Source organism: Rohdeia mirabilis (assembly GCA_007750655.1).
Taxonomy (GTDB): domain Bacteria; phylum Planctomycetota; class UBA1135; order UBA1135.
In genome coordinates, this window is record CP036290.1 from 4,668,969 (window position 1) to 4,685,981 (window position 17,013).

Annotated in this window: 13 protein-coding genes and 1 riboswitch; of the genes, 6 read left to right on the forward strand and 7 right to left on the reverse strand. The window is 70.3% G+C overall.

Going from position 1 to position 17,013, the window contains the following annotated elements:
• Window positions 1-52 precede the first annotated feature (52 nt).
• Window positions 53-718, reverse strand: coding sequence for an RNA polymerase sigma factor (locus Pla163_RS17375; protein WP_145191584.1), 666 nt, complete (start codon window positions 716-718; stop codon window positions 53-55).
• A 165-nt stretch (window positions 719-883) separates the two neighbouring features.
• On the opposite strand from Pla163_RS17375, the gene Pla163_RS17380 reads away from it, so the two are divergent.
• From Pla163_RS17380 to carB, 6 genes are all read left to right on the forward strand, one after another.
• Window positions 884-1,981: an agmatinase family protein gene (locus Pla163_RS17380; protein WP_145191587.1), complete on the forward strand. Its 1,098-nt coding sequence runs from the start codon at window positions 884-886 to the stop codon at window positions 1,979-1,981.
• Window positions 1,982-2,076: 95 nt separating this feature from the next.
• Complete coding sequence (locus tag Pla163_RS17385) at window positions 2,077-4,209, forward strand: TonB-dependent receptor (RefSeq protein ID WP_145191590.1); 2,133 nt, start codon at window positions 2,077-2,079, stop codon at window positions 4,207-4,209.
• Between the two features lie 144 nt (window positions 4,210-4,353).
• Window positions 4,354-4,554, forward strand: coding sequence for a YgaP family membrane protein (locus Pla163_RS17390; protein ID WP_145191593.1), 201 nt, complete (start codon window positions 4,354-4,356; stop codon window positions 4,552-4,554).
• An 84-nt stretch (window positions 4,555-4,638) separates the two neighbouring features.
• Entirely contained in the window at window positions 4,639-5,367 is a 729-nt protein-coding gene (locus Pla163_RS17395) for a gamma-glutamyl-gamma-aminobutyrate hydrolase family protein (protein ID WP_419186091.1), read from the forward strand.
• Between the two features lie 277 nt (window positions 5,368-5,644).
• Window positions 5,645-7,072: a hypothetical protein gene (locus tag Pla163_RS17400; protein ID WP_145191599.1), complete on the forward strand. Its 1,428-nt coding sequence runs from the start codon at window positions 5,645-5,647 to the stop codon at window positions 7,070-7,072.
• Window positions 7,073-7,591: 519 nt separating this feature from the next.
• The gene (gene carB / locus Pla163_RS17405; RefSeq protein WP_145191602.1) at window positions 7,592-10,825 is read left to right on the forward strand and encodes a carbamoyl-phosphate synthase large subunit; all 3,234 of its coding nucleotides are present in this window, start codon (window positions 7,592-7,594) and stop codon (window positions 10,823-10,825) included.
• Here carB and Pla163_RS17410 read toward each other — a convergent pair.
• From Pla163_RS17410 to Pla163_RS17435, 6 genes are all read right to left on the reverse strand, one after another.
• Window positions 10,818-11,843, reverse strand: coding sequence for a hypothetical protein (locus Pla163_RS17410; protein WP_145191605.1), 1,026 nt, complete (start codon window positions 11,841-11,843; stop codon window positions 10,818-10,820). The genes carB and Pla163_RS17410 overlap by 8 nt on opposite strands.
• Before the next feature lie 87 nt (window positions 11,844-11,930).
• Window positions 11,931-12,131: riboswitch (cobalamin riboswitch) on the reverse strand.
• A 248-nt stretch (window positions 12,132-12,379) separates the two neighbouring features.
• Window positions 12,380-12,934: a hypothetical protein gene (locus Pla163_RS17415; RefSeq protein WP_145191608.1), complete on the reverse strand. Its 555-nt coding sequence runs from the start codon at window positions 12,932-12,934 to the stop codon at window positions 12,380-12,382.
• 1 nt (window position 12,935) lies between these two features.
• Complete coding sequence (locus Pla163_RS17420) at window positions 12,936-14,681, reverse strand: type IV pilus biogenesis protein PilM (RefSeq protein WP_145191611.1); 1,746 nt, start codon at window positions 14,679-14,681, stop codon at window positions 12,936-12,938.
• Window positions 14,682-14,788: 107 nt separating this feature from the next.
• Entirely contained in the window at window positions 14,789-15,163 is a 375-nt protein-coding gene (locus tag Pla163_RS17425) for a hypothetical protein (RefSeq protein ID WP_145191614.1), read from the reverse strand.
• A 46-nt stretch (window positions 15,164-15,209) separates the two neighbouring features.
• Window positions 15,210-15,833, reverse strand: a complete 624-nt coding sequence (locus Pla163_RS17430; RefSeq protein ID WP_145191616.1) for an anti-sigma factor family protein — start codon at window positions 15,831-15,833, stop codon at window positions 15,210-15,212.
• Between the two features lie 36 nt (window positions 15,834-15,869).
• Window positions 15,870-16,601 carry a sigma-70 family RNA polymerase sigma factor gene (locus Pla163_RS17435; RefSeq protein WP_419186093.1) on the reverse strand — a complete coding sequence of 244 codons (732 nt, stop codon included), beginning with the start codon at window positions 16,599-16,601 and terminating at the stop codon, window positions 15,870-15,872.
• Window positions 16,602-17,013: the final 412 nt, after the last annotated feature.

Here is a 17,013-nt window from a genome sequence, read left to right on the forward strand (position 1 = left end):
CCGTCGGTTGCGCCGTGTGCGCGCCCGCGGGTCGGCCCGCGCTGGCTCGCTCTCAGCCGCGTTGGTTGGTGCCGGCCGGAACGAGGTGCGAGAGGTCCTGGCTCAAGGCGCGCAGGCCCTCGGAGATCAGCCAGCCGACCGTCCCGACCTTCTTGCCGGTGATCTCCGCGATCTCGCGGTAGCTGCGTTCGCTGATCAGCCGCAGCACGACCACTTCGCGTTGGTCGTCGGGCAGGCGCTCGATGCCGCGTTCGACGGCGGCCCGCGTGTCGGCCTCCTCGACGCGCTCCATCCCGCCGACCGTGGCCTCGGCACCGGCCACTTCTTCCTCGCGACGTCGACGCCGCTTCTCGGTTCGCAATGAGTCCATGCAGGCGTTCCTCGTCACTCGGTGCAGCCAACTGCGCAGCTGCGCGCGCTCGCGATCCATGTCGCCGGCGACCTCTTCAGGGAGGACGGGCGGCTTCTGGGCGAGCTTCAGGAAGACCTCCTGCACCACGTCCTCGGCGCGCGCGCGGTCGCCCACCAGCCCGATGGCGTGGTGGAGCAGAGCCGCTTCGTGCGCCCGGACGAGCTCGGCGAACGCGAGTGGGTCGCGCGACGCGTGCCACCGAGCGAGGAGTTCGCCGTCGCCGGTGGCGTCGGCGAGGCCGGAACCGGACTCGTTCGAGCCGCGATCGTCGGAGTTCGCTGGCGTGGCCGTCTGGATCGAAGGCATGGCGGGAGGGTCGTGGGTCGTGGCCGGGGGCGAGGTCGCAGGGCGGACCTGTGTGGCCACCGACGAGGACGGGAACGCCGATGGTCGAAGCGCTCTTGGTGGAGCGTGCCGGAAATCGGTTGCGGGCGCTGGGCGCAGGCCCGCGCGGGCGCCACCCTGACCTCCATGAGCGCAGCACCCTCCGATCCGTTCAGTGCCGGTGGCCCGTTCGACGCCGCTGGCCCGACCGTGGACCCAAACGCGGCCTCGCGGCCCGACAGCGGCCTGTTCGGCGTGGATCCCGACCCGGAAGCGTCGGCCGTGTGGGTCCTGCCGGTGCCGTTCGACGCCACGACGAGCTACCGGCCGGGTGCGCGCTTCGGCCCCGAGGCCGTGGCCCGCGCCAGCCACCAGGTCGAACTGTGGTGCCCGCTGTTCGGCGAGCCGTGGCGTCGCGGGATCGCGCTGCGCGAGGTGCCGGCCGGGATCGTCGCTGCTCAAGAAGAAGCCTTCGAGCCGGCGCGGCGGGTGGTCGAGGTCGCCGGCTACGTGGACGGCGATGCGGCGCTGCTGGCCGACCTCGAGCGCGTGAACGCCGCCGGCGAGCGCGTCAACGCGGCGGTCGAGGCCGCCACCGTCGAGGCCCTCTCGCGCGGCAAACTGCCGGTGCTGCTCGGCGGCGACCACGCCACGCCGTTCGGTGCGCTGGCCGCGGTCTCGCGCCGCCACCCGGGCGTCGGCGTCCTGCACATCGACGCGCACGCGGACCTGCGCCTCGCGTTCGAGGGCTTCACCTGGAGCCACGCGTCGATCCTGCGCAACGCCTGCGAGCGCCTCGACGGCATCGCCAAGGTCGTGCAGATCGGCATCCGCGACACGTGCCCCGAAGAGAACGACTTCGTGGCGGCGAGCGGTGGCCGCGTCGAGCAGTTGACCGACGAGGCCTGGGGTGCGGCGCGGCTCGCGGGTCTGTTGCCGGCCGTGACGAAGGAGTGGATCGCCAAGCTGCCCGACGAGATCTACCTGACGATGGACGTGGACGGATTGGATCCGGTCCTGTGCCCGAACACGGGGACGCCGGTGCCGGGCGGCCTGCGTTGGGACGAGTTGAGCCTGTTGCTGACGACGCTGCGCGCGAGCGGCAAGCGGATCGTCGGGCTCGACCTGGTCGAGGTGTCACCGGGCGAGGACGGCGGGCCGACGGAGACGGACAGCTGGGATGCGAACGTGGGTGCGCGCGCGCTGTACCGGTTGATCGGGGCGGCGGTCGTGTCGCGCGGCTGAGCAGGTGCGCCGCCTCGAACCGCCCGGTTCGAGGCCATGGGCAGCGCGACGTCGCGTATCACTTGTCTCCCCCTCGCGTCCCGAACTCCTCCCCCATGACTCCGCCCTTGCCGGCGCGCTCGTGTGCGCGCCGTTCTCGGTCGCAACGGCCCTCCGTCGTCGCGCTCGCCCGTCCCGCCTCGCCCGCGTGCTTCGGCGCGCTCCTCGCCGCGACCGTCGCACTCTCGCCACCGCTTCGTGCGCAGGAGCCCGCCGCCGTCGGTGAGACCGTCGTCGTCGGCCGTTCCAACGACCTGGTCGGACTCGTCGAGTCGGCAACCGTCGGCGAGGTCGGGCCCGAGGAGCTCCAGCGCCGGCCACTCCTGCGCCCCGGCGAGCTGCTCGAGACGGTGCCCGGCATCGTCATCACGCAGCACTCGGGGGCCGGCAAGGGGAACCAGTTCTTCCTGCGCGGCTTCAACCTCGACCATGGAACCGACCTGGCCGTGCGAGTGAACGGCGTCCCCTACAACCTGCGCAGCCACGGCCACGGCCAGGGCTACGTGGACCTGAACCCCCTGATCCCAGAGCTCGTCGGCAACGTGCGCTACCGGAAGGGGCCCTACTTCGCCGATGCCGGTGACTTCGCGTCGGCGGGCTCCGTCGCGATCGACTACATGGACGAGCTCCCGTTCGGCTTCGTCCAGGTCGAGAGCGGCTCCTTCGACTTCATGCGCACCGTCGCCGGCGACACGTTCGCTCTCGACGACTCGAAGCTCACGGTCGGGATCGAGACCTACCACAACGACGGACCTTGGGTGGTCGAGGACGACTACGAGAAGCTCAGCGGCGTCGCGCGCTGGACCCACGGTGACGACCGTCGCGGCTGGCGTCTCACGGGCGAGTTCTACGACGCGGACTGGACGGCCACGGATCACATCCCGAAGCGAGCGGTGGACAGCGGCTTGATCGACCGCTTCGGCACGCTCGACCCGACCTCGGGCGGCCTCTCGGACCGGCAGTCCCTCACGTTCGAGCACTGGTCAGAGGATGGCGCGGACCGCACGGATCTCACGGCCTACGCGTACCACTACGCGCTCGACCTCTACTCGAACTTCACCTACGTCCTCGACGACCCGGTGAACGGCGACCAGTTCCTGCAGACCGACGAGCGTACGGTCCTCGGCGTCGAGGCCGGCCGTTCGACCGCGACCGAGCTCTTCGGTGTCGACGGCGAACTGCGGTACGGCGTGCAGTCGCGCGCCGACTGGATCGACAACGGCCTCTTTCGCACGTCGCAACGCACGATCCTGTCGACCACGCGCGAGGACGAGATCGTCGAGACGAGCATCGGCGCCTACGCGGAGAGCACGCAGTTCTGGAACGGCTGGTTCCGCTCGACGATCGGGCTGCGCGCGGACCAGTACTTCTTCGACGTGGACTCGGACCTCGCCGCGAACTCAGGCAACGAGTCGGACGGAATCGTCAGCCCCAAGCTGTCCCTCGTGTTCGGACCTTGGGCCGACACGGAGTTCTACGTGAACGCCGGCTACGGCTTCCACAGCAACGACGCGCGCGGGACGACACTCACCGACGACCCGACCACTCCGGCGCTGGGTGACGGCACGCCCGTCGATCCGCTCGTCGAACAGCGGGGCGCGGAGATCGGAGTGCGCACGACGGCGATCGACGGCCTTCAGTCGACGCTGTCGCTCTGGTACCTCGAGAGCGACTCGGAGCTGTTGTTCGTGGGCGACGCCGGCAACACGGAGGCCAGCGGCGCGACCGAGCGTTGGGGTATCGAGTGGACCAACTTCTGGGAGGTGAACGACTGGCTCACCGCCGACCTCGACGCCGCGGCGAGCCAGGCGCGCTTCACGGACGCCGGTGACGACGATCACGTGCCGGGCGCCATCGACACCGTCGTCGCGACCGGCCTGACCGCGCGTTCCGAGGACGGTCACTACGTCGCGCTGCGCGGTCGCTTCTTCGGGCCGCGCGACCTGATCGAGGACGGTTCGGTGGAGTCGAGCTCGTCCTTCCTCGTCAACCTGCACGCTGGCTACGTGATCGACGAGCACTGGCGCGTGCGCCTGTCGGTCTTCAACCTCCTCGACAGCGACGAGAGCGACATCGAGTACTTCTACGCGTCGCGCTTGGCCGGCGAGCCGGTCGGCGGCGTCGAGGACGTCCACTTCCACCCGGCCGAGCCGTTCTCCCTGCGACTGGCGGTGACGGCGACGTTCTAGAATGCGTGCGGGACCGGCCCGCCGGGCGCCGCACCTCGACTTCGATCGTCGCCCGGCGCGCCGCTCCACCCGGGGAGTCGACGACCCACTCCTGGGCGGCGGCACCCCGTGCCCTCCACGTCCACCTCTTCGAGGAATCCGACCATGAAGCTCCTCCCCAAGAACGAACACGTCGTCGACCGCGCTCTGCGCGTGATCCTCGGCATCGGGTTGCTCTCGATCGCCTTCGTCGGTCCGAAGACCCCGTGGGGCTGGATCGGCGTGGTGCCGCTCCTCACCGGGCTGATCGGCAGCTGCCCGCTCTACACCCTGTTGGGCTTGAGGACCTGTCCGCTCGAGCGCTGAGCGCCGGCCCGGCGACGGGTCGGCGACCGCACACGAGTGCGGTGGCGGCAACGAGCGGCGCGCTCCACGAGTAGCCTGTCGGCCGTGCTCACGAACGAGGACCCCGGGCGGCGCCCCCTGATCGGCATCAACGTCGGCGTCTACCACGACGACCGGCAGCGCGCCGAGTACCCCACTCGCTACGCCGACGCGGTGCGGCGCGCGGGCGGCCAGCCGGTCGCGATCTTCCCGAGCGCGGACGCGGACGAGTGCGCCGCGCTGGTCGCACGGCTCGACGGCCTGCTGCTCTCGGGCGGCGACGACTTCGACGCGGAGGCCCTCGGTCTCGGCGCCACGCACCCCGAGGCCTCGCCGGTGCCGCCCCTCAAGCAGAACGGCGACCTGGCCCTGGTGCGCGCGGCCTTCGCGGCGCGGCTGCCGACCCTGGGCATCTGCTACGGCATGCAGCTGATGGCCCTGGCCCGCGGCGCGACGCTGCTCCAGCACCTGCCCGAGGACCGGCCCGGCTGTCAGCAGCACTGGAAGGACGCGCGGCACCCGGTCGAGGTGGCGGCGGACTCACAGCTCGCCACCGTCGTGGGAGCGGGGGCCCTGACCACCCTGTCGCGCCACCACCAGGCGATCGATCGGCCGGGCGACGGGTGGCGGGTGGCCGCCCGGGACCACGAGGGCCTCGTGGAAGCGATCGAGGACCCCTCGCTCGGGTTCGCCATCGGCGTACAGTGGCACCCCGAACTGTCCGTGGACGACGCGACCCAGGACGACCGCCAGGCGCGGTTGTTCGAGGCGCTGGTGCGGGCCGCGCGGGGCTGAACCTCTCGACCGCTCGGGCGTTGAGCGAACTCCCCGCCCGCGGCGATGCGAACCCGCGAACCGACCCGGTCCGAAGGCGACACCGTCGCGTCGAAGGCGTCACCATCGAGTCAGCACCTTCGAGACAGCACCTTCGAGACAGCACCGTCGCGACGTCCAGCGCTCGCGACCGCCCGCTGCGAGGCGACTCACTGCTGACCACACCGCCGCGAACCGAACCACGCCGGCCGAGACCGGCACGATCGACGAAGAGGGCCCCGCGCCCCCACCTGCCAGCATGAGGAAGTTCAAGGGAGCCACCGAGGTCGGCATGGGACCGACCAACCTGAAGGGCCGCATGATCCTGATGAGCGTCGCGCTCGTCGGCATCGTGGCGGTGCTGTTCTGGATGCAGCTCTCCGGCGCGACGCAGCCCGAGCCGTCCGAAGGCCCCGGCCCCAGCTCCGGGGACGAACGCATCGTGCTGCCCGCGCTGCCCCCCGGCACCTTCGAACAGGTCGCCGACAACGAGGAACGCCAACGGGCCTTCGTCGAGGCGGACGAGCTGAAGATCGTGCGCGCCGCCGTGCGCCGGACGACCGCGGGTGCGATCGCCGACTCGGGCGCGCCGACCCTCTCGAACGCGGTGCACGCGCGTCTCGTGGCCGATCCCGATGCCCAGCGCGGCGACTGGTTCTCGGTGCGCGGGCAGATCCTCGAGATCGCGTCGATGGACACGGGCCCCGGCAGCTCCGAGACCGAGTACGTGGGCACGCTGCGGCTCGACGGCCGCGACGAGAACGGTGGTGCGGGCGACGGAACCGACCGATTCGTGCACTTCCGCATGCTGCGCACCGACGACGCCGACCTCGCGCGCGGCGACTGGGCGCGGCTCGGCGGCGTGTTCTTCAAGGTACTCGCCGACGAGGTCGACGTGGCCGAACCCGTGGTCGCCCCCGGCCCCGGCGTCGTGCCGCCGCCGCCCGTGCGCGAGACCGCGACGGGGCCGCTCCTGGTCGGTCCGGAGATCCTGCGCTCGTTCGAGGACTTCGGCACCGTCACCGGCATCACGCAGGAGCAGTGGGACGAGGTGCGCGACGACACGTTCAATCGCGTCACCGGCCCGAAGGATTCGATGCGCTGGCGACTGCTGGCCTGGATGCGCGACCGGCCCGAAGCCGAGATGCAGGCGGCCGCCCAAGAGGAGCTCGACGACGAGATCCTGTTCGGGATCGCCGAGAGCGGAGACCCGTACCGCGGCCGGACGTTCAAGCTGCCGGTCAGTCGCGTCCAGGCCTCGACGGCGCGAGCGGCGGGCGAGAACCCCGCGCGCCTCGACACCTACTCGATCATCTGGCTCGGCAACACGATGTGGCAGCGCAAGCCGATCATCTGCGTCCAGGTGCCCGGCGGCATCGAGGACTATCCGATCGGGCAGTACGTCACGGGCGAGCTCGTCTTCTACATGAACATCGTCTACGACACGCAGACCGAGCGACACGTGGCGCCGCTGTTCGTGGCGAAGTCGATCGACGTCTTCGTGCCCGAGCAGGACCCCACGCTGACCGTCCTGCTGTCGGTGGCGTCGGCCTTCTTCGCGGCGCTGATCCTGGCGATGTTCCTGCTGCTGCGACGCGACAAGAAGCGCAGCGAGGAACTCGCGCGGCAACTGATCGAGCGTCGACGGGCCCGCCGCGAGCAGTCCGCCGCGGGCGCGACGAGCTGAGGCGACGGGCCGAGGCCACGGACCTCGATCCGGCGGCGGCGCGGACCTCGGACCCGCGCCCGCGTCGCTGCCGGGCGAGCTCGACCCGCGGCCACCGAGCTGGCCACCACCGAGTGGACCGCCGGGAACCGGCGCTCGACCGCGGCCCGCGCGGGGCTCGGTGGCACGGACGGCCGCTGCGCGGGACCGATCCAGCGCGCACGGGCGTGGTCCGAACTCCTGGCGCGGGCACGGGGAGGCGGGCGCGTCACCACCGAGCGAGGACCGCGGTGCACGAGCGCCTCGCGAACGTCGACATGGCGGGTCCGATCTGGAACAATCCGCCCTCGACGTGACGCGCTCGAACTCCGCCAGCACGCCGAACGGCACCTGACCCGTCGGCACCGAACGGTCGGCCCCCCAGCCCGGGGCGCCGACGTTTTTTTTTGCCCGCGCGGATCTGGCGCCGTCCTCGCCAGCTTCGATCGCCTCGCCCTCGACCGCCACGCCCCTCCGCCGCGCCCCCATCCCGCCCCGCCCATGCCCCGCCGCGACGACATCAAGTCGATCCTCCTGATCGGCAGCGGACCGATCGTGATCGGTCAGGCCTGTGAGTTCGACTACTCCGGCACCCAGGCCTGCAAGGCCCTGCGCGAGGAGGGCTATCGAGTGATCCTGGTCAACTCGAACCCGGCCACGATCATGACCGACCCGGAGACGGCCGATGCCACGTACATCGAGCCGATCACCGCGGACACGGTCGCCAAGATCCTCGAGCGCGAACGGCCGGACGCGCTGTTGCCGACGCTCGGCGGGCAGACCGGACTGAACACGGCGCTCGAGTTGTACGACTCGGGCGTGCTGGACCGGCTCGGCGTCGAGATGATCGGCGCCAACAGCCACGTCATCCGCAAGGCCGAGGACCGCGACCTGTTCCGCACGGCGATGCAGGACTGCGGCCTCGAGTGCGCGCGCTCGGGCATCGCCCACTCGATGGAGGACGCGCGCCGGGTCCTGGCCGACATCGGTCTGCCCTGCGTCATCCGTCCGGCCTTCACGATGGGCGGTTCCGGCGGCGGCATCGCCTACAACGTCGAGGAGTTCGAAGAGATCGTCGGACGCGGACTCGACCTGTCGATGAACTCGGAGGTGCTGGTCGAGGAGTGCCTGATCGGCTGGAAGGAGTTCGAGATGGAGGTGATGCGCGACAGTTCGGACAACTGCGTGATCATCTGCTCGATCGAGAACATCGACGCGATGGGTGTGCACACCGGCGACTCGGTCACGGTGGCGCCGGCCCAGACGCTGACCGATCGCGAGTACCAGAACATGCGCAACGCGTCGCTCGCGATCATGCGCGAGATCGGCGTCGAGTGCGGCGGCTCGAACTGCCAGTTCGCGATCGACCCGGACACCGGGCGCATGATCGTGATCGAGATGAACCCGCGCGTGTCGCGCTCGTCGGCGTTGGCGTCGAAGGCGACGGGCTTCCCGATCGCGAAGTTCGCGGCCAAGCTCGCCGTCGGCTACACCCTCGACGAGATCCGCAACGACATCACGCGCGAGACGCCGGCCAGCTTCGAACCCACGATCGACTACGTGGTCACGAAGATCCCGCGCTTCGCCTTCGAGAAGTTCCCCGGCGCCGACGCCACGCTGACGACGCAGATGAAGAGCGTCGGCGAGGTCATGGCGATCGGGCGCACGTTCAAGGAATCGCTGCAGAAGGCGCTGCGCGGCCTCGAAACGGGTGAAGCGGGCTTCGGACTGAAGCCGCGCGGCGGCCCCGACCCCAGTTCTTCGGAGATCGCGACGCGGTTGCGCGTGCCCAGCGACGGACGCATCGCGGCGATCGAGATCGCGCTGCGCACGGGCTGGTCGGTCGAAGACATCGCCGCGGCGACGAGGATCGATCCGTGGTTCATCGACCAGATGCGCGAACTCTCGGACTTCCGCCGCGAGCTCGAGACCGAGCTGACGCCCGAGCGGCTGCGTGAAGCCAAGCGACTGGGCTACTCCGACCGCCAACTGGCCGAGTGCACGGGACGCACGGCGGACGACGTCCGCGCGATGCGCAAGGAACTCGGTCTGGAACCCGTCTACAAGCTGGTCGACACCTGCGCGGCGGAGTTCGCGGCCGTCACGCCCTACTACTACTCGACCTGGGAAGAAGAGTCCGAGCTCGCGCCGACCAACAACCCGCGCATCGCGATCCTCGGCGGCGGCCCCAACCGCATCGGCCAGGGCATCGAGTTCGACTACTGCTGTGTCCACGCCGCCTTCGCGATGCGTGAGATCGGGCGCGAGTCGGTGATGATCAACTCGAACCCCGAGACCGTCTCGACCGACTTCGACACCAGCGACTACCTGTTCTTCGAGCCGCTCACCCACGAGGACGTCATGCACGTCGTCGAGCAGGTGAAGCCGGACGGGATCATCGTCCAGTTCGGCGGGCAGACGCCGCTGAACCTCGCGGCCGGACTCGAGCGCGCCGGTGCGCCACTGATCGGCACGCCGGTCGAAGCGATCGACCGCGCCGAGGACCGCGAGCACTTCACCGCGATGCTCGAGAAGCTCGGTCTGCGCCAGCCGAACAACGGCATGGCGACGCGGAAGGAGGAGGCGCTCGCGATCGCGGCGTCCATCGGCTATCCGGTCATCGTGCGCCCGTCGTACGTGCTGGGCGGCCGCGCGATGCAGATCGTCTACGAGGACGAGGCGCTCGAGCGCTACCTCGACGAAGCCGTGCACGCGTCGCCCGACCACCCGATCCTGGTCGACCAGTTCCTGGCCGACGCGATCGAGATCGACGTGGACGCGATCTGCGACGGGAAACGCGTCGTGATCGGCGGGATCATGGAGCACATCGAGGAGGCCGGCGTGCACTCGGGCGACTCCACCTGCGTCCTGCCCGCTCACACGCTCGGCTCCGACGCGCTGCGCGAGATTCGCGAAGCGACGTCCGCCATGGCTCTGGAACTCGGCGTCATCGGCCTGATGAACGTGCAGTTCGCGCTGAAGGACGGGCTGCTCTACGTCATCGAGGTCAACCCGCGCGCGTCGCGCACCGTGCCCTTCGTGTCGAAGGCGATCGGCGTTCCGCTGGCCAAGCTCGCCGCCAAGGTGATGTGCGGCATGACGCTCGAGGAACTGGGCTTCACCGAGGAGATCGTGCCGCCCTACTACTCCGTCAAGGCGCCGGTCTTCCCCCACAACCGCTTCCCGAACGCCGACTTCCTGCTGAGCCCGGAGATGCGCTCGACGGGCGAAGTGATGGGGGTCGACATGAGCCTGCCCCAGGCGTTCCGCAAGGCGTTCCTCGGCGCGGGCATGAAGCTCAAGCGTCGCGCGCGCGTGCTGATCACGGTCAAGGCCACCGACAAGCGCGCGGTCCTGCCCGAGGCGCGCACGCTCGCGGACCTCGGCTGTCAGCTCTACGCCACCGACGGAACCTGGCGCGCCCTGCGAGCCGCCGGCATCCAGGCCGAGCGCGCGAACAAGGTCCACGAAGGCCGTCCGCACATCGTGGACATGATCAAGAACCGCGAGCTCGACCTCGTGCTCAACACGCCGGCGGGACGTCTCCAGCGGGTGGACGACAGCGCGATCCGCGCCGCGGCCATCTCGGCGGGCATCCCGGTCGTCACCACGGTCGCCGGCATCTCGGCGATGGTCAGCGCGATGGCGGCCCTGCACCGCGAGGACTTCGAGGTCCGGACCCTCCAGGAACTGCACGCGTCCCTGAAGGTTCCGGTCGCTCCGCCGACTACTTGACCATCAGCTGGTCGGTCGAGAAGTGGCCGTCCAGGTCCTCGATCGACGCCGCCAGCACGTAGCTGTGGCCCAGGCTGCCGTTGACGCGCAACACGACCGACTCGGGTGTCGCGGACTCGAGCGTCAGGACGCCGAGCTGCAGCAGCTCGATCCACGAGAGCGGGACCAGGTTGATCGAGATCAGCAGCGTGTTCGGATCCAGGTCGAGCAGGCCGTCCGGATCGCTGATCGAGAGCAGCGGCCGATCCTGGGCGTCGACGTGGAGGTCGACGGTCGGCTGCTGCGAATCGACGAGCCCGCGGTAGTTGATGACCGAGACGGCGTCGATGTCGGCCGAACCGCTCGATCCACCGCTGTCCCAGATGGTGTCGCCGTTCGAGTCGACGTCGATACCGCCGACGCAGTCGACGAGTCGCACGCGGGTGATCGCCTTCAGGTTCACGCGACCGGCCAGTACGAGCGGGTCGTTCGCCAGGTGCGCGAGGTCGAACGCCGTTCCGCCTGCGACGGTCGGGTTCAGCGGATCGATGGTGTTCGTGCGGACGTTCGCGAGGGTGGGCACCGCGCTCGCCAGACCGTCGTAGGCGCCCCAGCCGAAGTTCGCGTACGGGCTGAAGGGTCCGGCTCCGCCGCCGTAGTCGCTCGGGAAGCGCGCGAACGGTCCGCCGGAGGACACTTCGACGAAGACCACCTCCGTGAAGGTGCCCGGAGGTACGGCCTCGTCCGCCTGGAACGGGTTCTCGTAGACGATCAGGTCGGCGCCGGGGCCGTCCTGGATCACGACGTCGAAGCCGAGGGTCAGCTGACCACCGACGCCAAGCGTGACGACGTCGAGCGCGCCACAGCTGATGCCACAGCCGCGAGGCCCGTGCAGCGCCGTGGCCGGATCGGCGAAGGTCGGCAGCACGCCGGGGCCGGGGAGGTAGTCCACGACCGCGGTCGCGAACGCTTCTTGCGCCGCAGCCGGCGCGCACAGCGAGATCGCCGCGACGAGGGCGGCGAATATCTTGGAGTCCATCGAGGATGTCGGGTCGTGCCGTTCCGGTCGACCGCCGGACGCGACAGGAGTACTGGAGACCCGCAGCAGCCCGTGGCTGACGCGGATCGGTACGGAACCCTCGTGGCGGATGTTCTGGCTCGCGCGTCGTCCATCGGGACCCGGCCTTCCAGGTTCGGCAGATGCCTCACCCGTGACCTCCCCTGGTCGAGGGGAACGGATCCGTCGTCAGCGCTCACAGCGGCGGGACCGCGTCGGATTCGCACCGACTTCCCCGCTTCCGAAGGCGCGACGAGCCTACTCCCAACGCGCCTCGTCGCCCAGGGGTGAGCCCGGTTCGGAGCTCCGGGGCGGTGGACCGGGGCGCATCGCGGACCGGGCTGGTCCGGGCGCCGGGCTCGGTCCGTGTGCCCGGGCGCTGGCGGTCCGCGGCCGGGCCCCGGGGCCGCCGGTCCACCTTCCGTGGCCGAGCGCGGCCGAAACGCGAGCGGGGGACGGACCTCGTGGCCCGTCCCCCGCTCCGATGGTCGAGCGCGAGCGACGCTCGCGACCCGCGCTCAGCTCTCCGCCACCTTGCGCCGGCGCTGGCGCACCTCGAGCTCGAACGTCCAGACGTCCGGGCCGATCTCGTGCGGCTTGAACTTGTAGTGGCTCGGCGGGAAGAGGCGTAGCCGCGTCACGCGCACCGACGTACCGCGCTCGAGCATGTAGGCGAAGTTCGCGATCTTGGTCCGCTGGTACTCGGGCTTGCGGACGATGCTCGGCGGCTTGATCGTGTAGATCTCGTCCTCGAAGGCCGTGCCGTAGGCCCGCGTGCCGGGCTTGATGTCGACGCTGCCGATCTCGATCTGCTTCGCACTCGCCGTCTTCGTGATGTACGAGTCGATGCTGTCGAGGTCCTGACGGTCGGCGGCGACGTTGATCAGGGACTCGAGCTTGTGCGCCTCGGCGACCAGGTTCTTCACCAGGCGCGGGGCGAGTTCGACCTGCCCTTCGACCTCGGTCAGCCTCTGCTTCTGCTCGTAGACGAAGTAGCCGAGCACGGCCGACCCCAGGAAGCTGAGCAGGATCACCCAGCGCGCGAAGTTCATGTGTTGGGTCCAGGCGAACATGTCAGTTGCCCTCCGTGGCCGGGACTTCGTAGCCGGCGAAGTAGTCCTCGGACCCGCTCGGGTCCACGTAGATCGTCAGGCCGTCGAGGATCACGCTCGTTCCATCCTCGGCCGTGTTGCGCGACGGCTCGCGGATCTCTTCCGGGTCCACCAGCCAGGGCTGGGCCCGGATCTCACCGATGAGCGCATCCCAACCCTGTGAGGACTGCAGCTGCGTCTCGCCGAAGAGCGTGAGATCGAGCTCGACCTTGCACTTGTCCGGCGAGCGCGAGTTGCCGGTCTGGTACTGGGAGTCGAGCGACCGGATCGCGAAGCGCGGGATGCGGCCCGCCTCTCGCAGGTCCTCGAGCACCCTGAGGGTCAGCGTGGCCGCCCACAGCGCCGATTGCGGGTACGAAGCGTCCTCGGCCGCACCCAGCGTGCGCTGCAGCTCGGAGACCTCGTCGCCGATCAACGTTCCGAGGCGCACCAGTTCGTCGAAGCGCGAGCGATCGGGATCGCCCTGGTCGCCCTCGGCCATGCGCAGGGCGTAGTCGAGGATCGGCTGCGGCGGACTCTTCAACGCCGCGGTCGAGATCTTGCCCGCCCGCGGATCCTCACCGACCGTGAAGCGCTTGGTCTCCATGGCCCAGTGCTCCAACTTGTTCGTCTCGAGCTGGAGCCCCTCGCGCTGGATGAGGAACTGCGCGGCGAGGAAGAAGATGAGCAGGAGGCCCAGGACGCCCAGCGGGAGCTCGAGGCGCTCGAACGTGCCGGCGAAGGCCAGTTCCTCGCGGCGGAGGTTGGGCGTGACGGCGCTGTCGAAACCGAGGTGGCGCAGGGCCGCACCGAACGCGACCACGGCGGCCAGGCGATCCTCGAGATCCTCGGCGCCGGACACTTCGGCGAGCGGGTCGAGCGCCTTCACCTCGACGTCGCCGATCGGCTCGGAGAGCAGCTCGTCGACGCGCACGCCGCAGAGCCAGATCGCGTCGAAGCCGTTCTCGGTCGAGACCGAGCTGAGCGTGCGCGCGATCTCACGGCGCAGGCGGGTCAGGTGGACACGGCGGCGGGCTTCGCGCTGGCCGAGGAGATCCTCGTCGTCACGGCGCTCGAACGCCGAGTCGCCGGGTTCTTCGCCGTCGGCCGCGGCCATGGCGACCTTGGGCTCGAGCGGCTCGAGGTCGAAGTGGAACGCGCGCGTCGTCACCAGCGCGCCGTTCGAGACCACGACGAGCGTCGCGCTGCCGTCACCGATGTAGATCAGGAGTTGGGCGAAGTCGGGCGAGAGCACGCCGGCGTACTCGGCCGCGGTGAACAGGGCCGAGGCGTCCAGTTCGGCGTCGAGCGGTTCGAGGCCCGCGCGACGGCAGACTTCGAGCCGCTCCTCCAGCACACCCTTCGGCACCGCCGACACCAACAGGTGCGACTCGACCGGTGTGGCGCTGATGACGTGGAAGTCGCAGAGCGTGTCATCGATGTCCCACTGGGGAATCTTGCTCTCGACCTCGAACTTCAGGACCTCCTCGATCTTCGCCTTGTCCGCGAACGGCAGGGACAGGTGCCGATAGACCGCGGCGCCCGAGTCGAGCACCAAGCCGGTCGTGTCGGCCGAGACCTTGTCGGCGAGGCCCTTGCCCATCTGCCGCAACGACTCGTGTGCGTTCTCGAGGGGCGAGCCACCTTCTTCTTCGGACTCGAGCGTGTCGACGTGGTAGCCGACGAGCTTCGGACGCTTGGCGCTGCCGTCGAGGACGAGCAGTTCCACGCGTCGCGAGCCGATTCGTATTCCGCAGGATCGTGCCATCTAGGAGCGGTGCCTTCTTCGAACGGGGTCGTCGGGGAGAGTCGGAGCGACAGGTCGCGGCCGGCCGGTCACTGTGGCGCAGCGGCTACCGCGTCGCCCAGCATGAGGTCGTAGCGGTCCCATTGCGAGGGCGGGATGACCAGCTCGCGGATCCACACGTTGTACTGCGTCCCCAGGTCGACGAGTTCGTCCTCGAGGCCCAGGAGGCCGCGCGACTCGAGCTCTTCGAGCTGGATCTGGTAGTTCTCGAGCAGCATCGCGAGGCCGCGCTCGCGTTCCGGCGCGAGGTCGAACTCGCGGGCCAGGCGCTCGCGGAAGTCGGCGAAGGCCCCCTGCGGGTCGTCGCTCCGCCGCTCCATCAGCACGCCCGTCGCCAGCCCGCTGAGGAAGCAGACCAGCGCGAACAGCCCGATCCACAGGCGGACGGTGAGGGCGGTGCGCATGGGGCGAGGGGCGAGCCGGTCGGGGACGGGGTCGTGCCGGCGCGGATCAGCGCCCGCCGTTCGAACGGTTCTCGGTCGAGCGCTGGGTGCTCGCGGCTCCGTTCGTGCCGCGTTCGAGCAGTTCGCGCTCCCGCAGCTTCTGCAGGTCGTTCAGCACCGACGGCAGCGGGTCGGCCCGCAGCTCGTCGCTGGTCGGGCGCCCGGCCGAACCGATCGCGATCGTCAGGATCATCAGCAGCGCCGCCGCCGCCGCCGTGCAGGCCAGGACGAAGGGCAACAGCGAGCCGTCGGTCGAGGTGGCGAATCCACCGCCGCTCGACACCGCACCGCCGCCCGCCGGATCACCAGCGCTCGTGCGCGCCGGGAAGGGCCGCAGCACCGCGCCGCGCCCGCGCTCCGGAATCTCGAGCGGCTCGCGTCCGGCGACGACGTCCTGCCGAGCGGCGGCCAGGACCACGCGCTGGGCGAAGTCGGCCGGCACCGCGGGCGCCTCGGGGCGCACGATCCAACGCCGCAGGTTGCGGTGGTCGCGGTACGTCTCGCGGCAGGCCGGGCACTCGAGCAAGTGCTCGCGCACCTGTTCGCCCCGCACCTGGTCGAGTTCACCGTCGCCCCACAGCTCGAGCACCAGCTCGACCGCGTCGCAATCCATGTGGTTGTCGTTCTTCATCGCTTCCTTCGGACCTCCCGCTCGATCACGAGCGTCTCAGGCCTTGGCGGACCCCCCTTCGTCCCGCGGCGCACGCCGACCGGCGCGCGAGCCCCCACCTTCGCTGTCCCGTCCCGTGCGCTTCATCCGACGGCGCTTGCGCGGTCCGTCCTGATCGGCGCCCAGTTCCTGCGCCACCTCCGGGTGCAGCCGCAACAGCGCCTCCTTGAAGCGCGCGCGGGCCCGGAACAGGCGTGATTCGATCGTGCCGATGGACACGCCCAGAAGGTCGGCGATGTCCTGGTAGCTCATCTCCTCGAACTCCCGCAGCATCAGCGTGGTGCGGAAGACCTCGGGCAGCTCGGCCAGCACCTCCTCCGTCATCGACGCGATTTCGTGGCGCTCGAGCTGGACCGACGGCGCGGCGAGCGACGCGTTCACATCGCGCTGGGCGTCGCCGACAAGTTCGGGATCTTCGACCGCGGTGACCGGCGAGCGCCCGCGCTTCTTCAAGAGGTCGCGCGCCGTGTTGACGGCGATGCGCATCAGCCAGGTCGAGAAGCTGGACTCGCCCTTGAAGGTCTCGAGCTTGCTGTAGGCCTTGAGGAAGGCCTCCTGGACCACGTCCTCGATCTCGGCGTGGACCTTCGTGTAGCCCCGCACGACGCCGAAGAGCCGCCCGCTGTAGCGCTCGACCAACTCGGCGAACGCGTCACCGTCCCCGGCCAGGGTGGCCTCGACCAGCGGCTGGTCGGGGTCGGCCCGGTCGTCGAGGGGGGTGTCGTTCATAGCGTGTGCCAGCATCGCAGAATGGCGGACGCGGGCGGGTCCGGTGTCTTCCTGGGGCGGGGCGGGTCGAACGGGAGGATCGGGGCCCGCGCAGGGGTTCCATCGGTCGCTCCGCCGGGGGTCCTGACCGGCGGGGGCCGGAAACCGTGGGCGGCGCAGGGGTTGGGGAGGCGGGGGCGGGAAGGCGGGGTGAGGCCGTCGATCGCGGGTGGCTTGGCACGGCGGGGCTCGCCAGAGCCCGTCGGGCCGCGGATCGTCCGGATCAGTGGGCTCGGGCCGCGGGAGTGGGAGCGCGCTCGAGGCCGCAGAGGGTCGGCCACCGGAGCCGGGGTCCCGGGCCGGGGAGCCCGGGCGCCGAGGCGTCGTCGGCCGGGCGCCCGGGGGCCGATACCCGAGTTCGGACCGCGCGCCG

What these genes read in the sequence shown, in the direction of transcription:
- Pla163_RS17375 (WP_145191584.1), bottom strand. Translation starts at nt 718, where the DNA reads ATGCCTTCGATCCAGACGGCCACGCCAGCGAACTCCGACGATCGCGGC.
- Pla163_RS17380 (WP_145191587.1), top strand. Translation starts at nt 884, where the DNA reads ATGAGCGCAGCACCCTCCGATCCGTTCAGTGCCGGTGGCCCGTTCGAC.
- Pla163_RS17385 (WP_145191590.1), top strand. Translation starts at nt 2,077, where the DNA reads ATGACTCCGCCCTTGCCGGCGCGCTCGTGTGCGCGCCGTTCTCGGTCG.
- Pla163_RS17390 (WP_145191593.1), top strand. Translation starts at nt 4,354, where the DNA reads ATGAAGCTCCTCCCCAAGAACGAACACGTCGTCGACCGCGCTCTGCGC.
- Pla163_RS17400 (WP_145191599.1), top strand. Translation starts at nt 5,645, where the DNA reads ATGAGGAAGTTCAAGGGAGCCACCGAGGTCGGCATGGGACCGACCAAC.
- carB (WP_145191602.1), top strand. Translation starts at nt 7,592, where the DNA reads ATGCCCCGCCGCGACGACATCAAGTCGATCCTCCTGATCGGCAGCGGA.
- Pla163_RS17410 (WP_145191605.1), bottom strand. Translation starts at nt 11,843, where the DNA reads ATGGACTCCAAGATATTCGCCGCCCTCGTCGCGGCGATCTCGCTGTGC.
- Pla163_RS17415 (WP_145191608.1), bottom strand. Translation starts at nt 12,934, where the DNA reads ATGTTCGCCTGGACCCAACACATGAACTTCGCGCGCTGGGTGATCCTG.
- Pla163_RS17425 (WP_145191614.1), bottom strand. Translation starts at nt 15,163, where the DNA reads ATGCGCACCGCCCTCACCGTCCGCCTGTGGATCGGGCTGTTCGCGCTG.
- Pla163_RS17430 (WP_145191616.1), bottom strand. Translation starts at nt 15,833, where the DNA reads ATGAAGAACGACAACCACATGGATTGCGACGCGGTCGAGCTGGTGCTC.
- Pla163_RS17435 (WP_419186093.1), bottom strand. Translation starts at nt 16,601, where the DNA reads ATGAACGACACCCCCCTCGACGACCGGGCCGACCCCGACCAGCCGCTG.